The 1,895-nt window shown below is 38.6% G+C and carries 2 protein-coding genes; both read left to right on the top strand.

Features of this window, described 5'->3' with window-relative positions; genetic code table 11:
• Positions 1 to 430, top strand: a 430-nt coding sequence (locus E1171_RS02070) for an ABC transporter permease (protein ID WP_155203599.1), incomplete at its 5' end; no start/stop codon positions are given.
• Between the two features lie 211 nt (positions 431 to 641).
• On the top strand, positions 642 to 1,895 hold a 1,254-nt coding region (locus tag E1171_RS02065), incomplete at its 3' end, for an ABC transporter permease (RefSeq protein ID WP_155203597.1).

Below are 1,895 nucleotides of genomic sequence, written 5' to 3'. Positions count from 1 at the left end.
TTTTTTGGATGACCGCTTTAACAGTATGTATAAACAAGAACAGAAAACAGGAGAAATTTTTGCTGTATTTGCCTGCTTGGCGATCTTTATTGCCTGTTTAGGCTTATTTGGCTTAACCGCCTTTACTGCTGAACAGCGCAAGAAAGAAATTGGGATAAGAAAAGTGTTGGGAGCCTCTATCAGGGAAATTGTACTAATTCTCTCCAAAAACTTTGGAAAATTGTTAATAATTGCATTTTTAATTGCAAGTCCATTGGCCTGGTGGGGGATGAATAAATGGCTGCAGAATTTTCATTTTCATACTTCCATAGGTCTGGAGATATTCTTTATGGCCGGAATACTCTCTTTTCTTGTGGCCTGGGTTACCTTGAGCTACCATGCCGTCAAAGCCGCTACAGATGATCCTGTAAATTCGATCAGGAATGAGTAAATTTTCCATCTTCAGACCTTCCAGTGTTTAAAAACAACCAGGAGGTTTAGGAAAAATATATACCGTCCGTCAGCGAACGTTAATGTCTTCTGGCGGACGTCTTCACTTATAAAACCTTGCTTTTACGTCTCTAAAGCCCCATTTTTACTGGCATACTTCTTGAATAATTTAAAGGGCAGCACATTTTTTCTATACTTGTTAAAATCAAACCATGTTAAAAAACTACATAAAAATCGCCTTTAGAAATTTAATAAAGCGAAAACTCTATACTTTTATTAATGTAATGGGACTAGCAGTAGGCATGGCCTGCTGCTTGTTGATCTTTTTTTGGGTGCAGGATGAATTGAGCTATGACCGGTTTAATTCCAAAATTGATCGACTTTATAGGGTGAGGGTTGACATTTCTTTAAATGGAGTCGATCAACAAGAAGCTGCTTCACCGGCTCCCGCAGCTGAAACCCTGAAAAATGACTTCCCCGAAGTGGAACAAGTAACCAGAATGAGTACGGCTGGATCCCATTTTATTAGTTATAGGGAGAACTCATTTAAAGCTGAACATATGGCTTATGCGGACTCTACCTTATTTGAAGTCTTTACTATCCCCTTGTTAAAAGGTAATCCGAAGACAGCCCTTACCCAACCCAATTCAATTATTATTGATGAAACAACCGCTAAAAAAATCTTTGGTAAGGAAAATCCTTTGGGAAAAACCCTTACCCTGGACAAACAACAAGCTCACAAAGTCACAGGTGTATTTAAGAATTTACCCCAAAACTCCCATTTCCATTACAGTGCTTTCTTTTCCATGGCTACCATCAAGGATTATGTAGAAGAACAAGACTGGGGGACTCATGAATTTTACACCTATGTGGTTCTAAAAGAAAATGCATCAACCGCAGCACTTGAAGCTAAATTTCCGAACATGGTTGGAAAATATATTGGCCCTCTGATAAATGATCACCTGGGTATCACCATGGATGAATTTGAAAAGAAAGGGAATGGATTTCGGTATTATCTTCAGCCTGTAAAAGACATTCACCTACATTCTAAACTTATAGATGAACATGAGGCCAATGGAAGTATCACATATGTATATATTTTTTCTGCCATGGCCTTTATTATTCTCTTGATTGCCTGTATCAATTATATGAATCTCGCAACCGCCCGCTCCGCAGAAAGAGCAAAAGAAGTTGGAATTCGTAAATCTGCTGGAGCTTTTCGTTCTCAACTTTTGGTTCAATTTCTATCAGAATCTTTTATTTTAAGTTTGCTATCTTTTCTACTGGCTATCGGTTTGGTTGAAATCAGCCTTCCTGCCTTTAATCATCTGGCTTCCAAATCAATTACTTCCAACTACTTAAACAACCCACACCTACTAATCACTATTCCAGGGATTATCCTGATGGTAGGGATAATTTCAGGGGCCTATCCGGCATTCTTTTTATCTGCCTCTGATCCGGCAAAA

Origin of the sequence: Xanthovirga aplysinae, assembly GCF_009711365.1 — a bacterium.
Lineage (GTDB): Bacteria > Bacteroidota > Bacteroidia > Cytophagales > Cyclobacteriaceae > Xanthovirga > Xanthovirga aplysinae.
Note: the sequence above shows the minus strand (reverse complement) of the source record. Positions and strands in the feature narration are given on the sequence as shown.